This is a genomic window from Spirillospora sp. NPDC049652 (assembly GCF_040675125.1).
In the GTDB taxonomy this organism is placed as follows: domain Bacteria; phylum Actinomycetota; class Actinomycetes; order Streptosporangiales; family Streptosporangiaceae; genus Spirillospora.
In genome coordinates this window covers 1-5,362 of the sequence record NZ_JBFAOF010000484.1, presented here as the reverse complement: position 1 = coordinate 5,362, position 5,362 = coordinate 1, and the positions used below count along the sequence as shown (strand labels likewise).

Here is a 5,362-nt window from a genome sequence, read left to right as displayed (position 1 = left end):
TCTGACCGATGCCGCCCGGCGCCTGCCCGGCCGGCGCCCCGCGGCGGCGGACCGACCGGCACCACCCGGTGCCGGCCACCTCCCCCACCTGCCACCACCCACGCGCACAGGTGAGCGGCGCGGCTCACCGAGACGGCCGAGCGACATGGCCACCGATACCGGCCACCGATTCCGGGCTCCGGCCCGGGCCCACTCCTCACACCCCCCAACGGCCGTCCGGCCGTCCTTTCCGAAGGAGACCAGGAGTGTTCCTCACCCCCCGGCGCGCCCGGCGCCTGTCCGCGGCGGCCCTCGCCGCATCCGGGCTGCTGCTCGCCTCCGCCTGCACCGCCGGCGGCTCCGGCGGATCGGACTCGGGCCCGAAGGCGGACGCGAAGCAGACCATCGAGGTCTGGCACGGCTGGTCCGCCGACCACGAGGTGAAGGCGTTCGACGACGCCGTCGCCGGATTCCGGAAACTGCACCCGAACATCACCGTCAAGCTCGTCAAGGACCAGACCGACGACCGCATCACCAACGCGATCCGCGGCGGGAACCCGCCGGACGTGGTGTCCTCGTTCACCACCGACTCGGTCGGGTCGTGGTGCCAGTCGGGCGCCTGGCAGGACCTCACCCCCTACCTCACCCGGTCCAAGGTCGACCTGAACCAGTTCCCGCAGGCCGTCCGGGAGTACACGCAGTACAAGGGGCGGCGCTGCGCGATGCCGCTGCTCGCCGACGCCTACGGCCTCTACTACAACAAGGCCCTGATGAAGGGGAACCAGCCGCCGAAGACGATCGGTGAGCTGACCGCGCTGGCCAAGAAGCTCACCGTCCGGAACCCGGACGGGACGATCAAGGTCGCCGGGTTCCTGCCGTCCGCGCAGTACTACGAGCACCAGGTGCAGCACCTGGCGACCGAGTTCGGCGCCACCTGGCTCACGGCGGACGGGAAGGCGAACTTCGCCGCCGACCCCAACATCAAGGCCTACCTGCAGTGGAACAAGAGCCTCATCGCCTGGTACGGCTACGCCAACGTCAAGAAGTTCCTGAAGTCGCTCGGCCAGGAGTTCGAGGCGTCCAACCCCTTCGAGCAGGGGAAGGTCGCCATGGCGGTCGACGGTGAGTGGCGCACCAAGTTCCTCCAGGACGAGGCGCCCAAGGTGGACTACGGCACCGCGCCCGCGCCCGTCCCCGACGGCCAGTCCGCCCGGTACGGCGGCGGGTTCATCACCGGCACCGTCATCGGGATCCCGCGCGGCGCCAAGCACCCCCAGGCCGCGTGGGAGTTCGTGAAGTACCTGACGACCGACACGCACGCGCTGGTCACCTTCGCCAACGCGCTGGGGAACGTCCCGAGCACGCTGCCCGCGCTCGCCTCGCCCGAGCTCAAGATGCCGCCGCAGTTCCAGACGTTCCTGGACGTGTTCAAGAGCCCGCACAGCGCCACCACGCCGCCCACCCCGAACGGCAACGACTACATCGTGAAGTTCCAGGCGTTCGTCCAGGACCAGTGGGAGCCCGGCCGGGTCACCGACCTGGACGCGGCGCTGAAGGACCTGGACACCCGGGTCGACCAGGCGATCAAGCTGAACGGCGGCTGAGCCGTGACCGCCCTCACCGCCCCGAGGGCCGCCGCGGCCGCGGGAACGCGGGCACGCCGCCGCAACCGGCTGCGCGTGCTGGCGTTCCTGTCGCCCTGGCTGGTCGGCCTCGGACTGTTCTTCGGCTACCCGCTGGCCGCGACCCTCTACTTCTCCTTCACCCGGTACGACCTGTTCACCCTGAAGTACGTCGGGTTCGACAACTACCGGTTCCTCCTGCACGACACCGACGCGTGGCGCGCGATGAAGAACACGATGTGGCTGGTCGCGGTGATGGTGCCGCTGCGGCTGCTTTTCGGGCTCGGGATCGCGCAGCTGCTCACCCAGGTCAAACGCGGCGGGAGCGTCCTGCGGTCGGTGTTCTACCTGCCGTACCTGATCCCGCCGGTGTCGGCGACGGTCGCGTTCGTGTTCGTCACCAACCCCGGCACCGGCCCGTTCCCCGCGATCACCCGGCGCCTGGGGTTCACGCTGCCGGACTTCTTCAACGACCCGTCCTGGTCGAGGCCCGGCCTGACGCTGCTGGGCCTGTGGGCGGTCGGCGACCTGATGATCCTGCTGCTGGCGGCGCTGCTGGACGTCCCGCGCTCGCTGTACGAGGCGGCCGTGCTGGACGGCGCGAACGCCTGGCAGCGGTTCCGGTACGTCACGCTCCCGTCGATCTCGCCGGTGCTGGCCTTCTGCGCCGTCACCGGCGTCATCCAGACCCTGCAGTACTTCACGCAGGCGCTGGTCGCGGCGAAGGTCGCGTCCGGGCAGGCCGACACCGCCGGGACGCAGTTCGCGCCCGGCTACCCCGACGGCTCCACGCTGACCTTCCCGCAGTGGCTCTACGACGAGGGGTTCCGGCAGTTCAACATGGGCTACGCGTGCGTGCTCGCCCTGGTGATGTTCGCCGTCGGGATGCTGTTCACCACGTTCCTGCTGCGCCGGTTCCGCGCGTTCGCCAGTGAGGAGGCCCGGTGACCGCCACCGCCACGCCCGCCGCCGCGGGCACGCACCCGGCGCCCCGCCGCGTCCACCGGCCGTCCCGCGGGACCCGCACCCGCCGGATCCTGTACTGGACCGCCGTCCACTCGCTGGCGATCGCGCTCGCCGTCATGTTCCTCGCGCCTCTGGTGTTCATGCTGCTCACGGCCGTGATGACCGACCGGCAGGCGCTCAGCAGCTCGTTCTGGCCGCACACCTGGCACTGGGGCAACTTCCGCCGCGCGTTCAGCGGCGACATGGTCCGCTGGACGCTGAACAGCTTCATGTACGCGGGGCTGTCCACACTGTTCGTGCTGGCCTCCAGCGTCCCGGTCGCCTACGCGCTCGCCCGGTTCCGGTTCCGCGGACGGTCGGCGGCGCTGGTGGTCGTCATCGCGACGATGATGCTCCCGCCGCAGGTCACGATGGTGCCGCTGTACATCGTGTGGTCGCGGTTCCACCTCACCGGGACGCTGTGGCCGCTGATGCTGCCGGGCCTGTTCGGCGACGCGTTCTCCATCTTCCTGCTACGCCAGTTCCTGGTGTCGATCCCCGGCGAGTACGCCGACGCCGCCCGCGTGGACGGCTGCGGCGAGCTGCGGACGATGCTGCGGGTCGTCCTGCCGATGGCACGGCCCGCCCTCGCCGCCGTCGCGCTGTTCCAGTTCTTCTACTGCTGGAACGACTACTTCGGCCCCCTGGTGTACGCCAACCCGGACCACTGGACGCTGGCGGTCGGCGTCGCCTCGTTCCGCGCCGCGCACCACGTGGAGTGGAACCTGACCATGGCGGCGACGCTGCTGACGATCCTGCCGGTCATCATCGTGTTCTTCCTCGCCCAGCGGGTGTTCGTGCAGGGCGTGACCTTGACGGGAGTCAAAGGTTGAGACTGACGGGAGCGAAGGGATGAAACTCACGGTCGTCGGGGGCGGGTCCACCTACACCCCCGAACTGGTGGACGGGCTGGCACGGCTGCGCGCCGCGCTCCCGGTCACCGAACTGGTCCTGGTCGACCCGGACGAGGACCGCCTGGTCCCGGTCGGCGCGATGTCCCGGCGGATGCTGGCCCGCGCCGGCCACCCCGCCCGGGTCGTCACCACCACCGACACGGTCGCGGGCGTCGCGGGCGCGGACGCCGTCGTGGTCCAGCTGCGCGTCGGCGGGCAGGCCGCCCGCCGGGTGGACGAGACGCTCCCCCTGGTCTGCGGCTGCGTCGGGCAGGAGACGACCGGCGCCGGCGGGCTCGCCAAGGCGCTGCGCACCGTCCCGGTCGTCCTCGGCCTGGCCGAGACCATCGCCGAGCACGCCCCGGACGCCTGGATCGTCGACTTCACCAACCCGGTCGGGATCGTCACCCGGGCGCTGCTGGACGCCGGGCACCGCGCGGTCGGGCTGTGCAACGTCGCCATCCACGTCCAGCGGCGGCTCGCGTCGCTGCTGGACGTCCCGCCGAACGCCGTCGAGCTCGGGCACGCGGGACTGAACCACCTCACCTGGGTACGGTCGGCCCGCGTGGACGGCACCGACCGCCTCCCCGAACTCCTCGACGAGCACCTGCCCGCCCTGGCCGACATCAGCAACCTGCCCGGCGACCTCCTGCACCACCTGCGGGCCCTGCCGTCGTACTACCTGAGCTACTACTACGAGCACGACCGGATCGTCGACCGGCAGCGCATCACGGCCCCGCGCGCCGACCAGGTCGCGGCCGTCGAACGCGAGCTGCTCGAGCTGTACGCCGACCCCGCCAACGACACCCGGCCCGCGCGACTGTCGGAGCGCGGCGGCGCGTTCTACTCCGAGGCGGCCGTCCACCTCCTGGCCGGGCTGCTCGGCACACCCGGAGCCGTCGACGTCCCGGAGGTGCAGGTCGCCAACGTGCGCAACAACGGAACGTTCCCGTTCCTGCCGGACCACGCCGTGGTCGAGGTCCCGGCCCGCATCACCGCCAAGGGACCGGTCCCCCTGCCCGTCCCGCCGCTGGAACCCCTGTACGCCGGGCTCGTCGCGCACGTGTCCGCCTACGAGGAACTGGCCCTGGACGCGGCGCTGCACGGCCGTGTCGAACGCGTCCGCACGGCCCTGCTCGCCCACCCGCTCGTCGGGCAGGACGGCCCGGCCGACCGGCTCGCGGCCGACCTGGTCGCCGCCAACCGCGCCCACCTGCCCTGGACGGCCCGGTGAGCCGCACGCTCGTCGCGGTGGACGGCGGCAACAGCAAGACCGACGTGCTGGTCGCCGACACCGCCGGCACGGTCCTGGCCACCGTCCGCGGGCCCGGCTACCGCCCCCACGAGACCGGCTTCGAGCGCGCCGCCGACACCGTCGCGGCCCTCGTGGACCGGGCTCTCGCGGCCGCCGACACGACCCGCACGTCCGCCTCGTCCGGCACGTCCGCTCCCCCGGTCGCGGTGGTATCGGCGTACATGGCCAACGTGGACCTGCCCGACGAGGAGCACGCCCTCGCCAAGGCGCTCCGCTCCCGCGGCTGGACCGACCGCGTCACCGTCGGCAACGACACCTTCGCGCTGCTGCACACCGGGGCGCGGCGCGGCTGGGGCGTCGCGGTCGTGTGCGGCGCGGGCATCAACTGCGTCGGCGTCGCCCCGGACGGCGCGAGCGTCCGGTTCCCCTCGCTCGGCCCGCACACCGGCGACTGGGGCGGCGGCGGAACGCTCGGGGAGGCCGCGCTCTGGCACGCCGTCCGCGCCGAGGACGGACGCGGCCCCGCCACCGCCCTCACCACCGCCGTCGCCGCGCACTTCGGCGCGGCCAGCGCCCTGGACGTCGGGATCGCGGTGCACGTCGGCGAC

5 protein-coding genes are annotated in these 5,362 nt (G+C 72.3%); all 5 read left to right on the top strand.

Annotation, left to right across the window (positions count from 1 at the left end; genetic code table 11):
- Positions 1-245 precede the first annotated feature (245 nt).
- Positions 246-1,583 (top strand): ABC transporter substrate-binding protein, encoded by a 1,338-nt coding sequence (locus tag AB0J52_RS25790; protein ID WP_500184831.1) that lies wholly within the window; start codon positions 246-248, stop codon positions 1,581-1,583.
- A 3-nt stretch (positions 1,584-1,586) separates the two neighbouring features.
- Positions 1,587-2,549: a carbohydrate ABC transporter permease gene (locus tag AB0J52_RS25785; protein WP_500184829.1), complete on the top strand. Its 963-nt coding sequence runs from the start codon at positions 1,587-1,589 to the stop codon at positions 2,547-2,549.
- Positions 2,546-3,439 (top strand): carbohydrate ABC transporter permease, encoded by an 894-nt coding sequence (locus AB0J52_RS25780; protein WP_500184828.1) that lies wholly within the window; start codon positions 2,546-2,548, stop codon positions 3,437-3,439. Before AB0J52_RS25785 ends, AB0J52_RS25780 begins: the two co-directional genes overlap by 4 nt.
- Before the next feature lie 19 nt (positions 3,440-3,458).
- Entirely contained in the window at positions 3,459-4,733 is a 1,275-nt protein-coding gene (locus AB0J52_RS25775; RefSeq protein WP_500184827.1) for a family 4 glycosyl hydrolase, read from the top strand.
- Positions 4,730-5,362 (top strand): BadF/BadG/BcrA/BcrD ATPase family protein (locus tag AB0J52_RS25770; RefSeq protein WP_500184825.1); only part of this gene is annotated, 633 nt, incomplete at its 3' end. The genes AB0J52_RS25775 and AB0J52_RS25770, both read left to right, overlap by 4 nt.

What these genes read in the sequence shown, in the direction of transcription:
- AB0J52_RS25775 (WP_500184827.1), top strand. Translation starts at nt 3,459, where the DNA reads ATGAAACTCACGGTCGTCGGGGGCGGGTCCACCTACACCCCCGAACTG.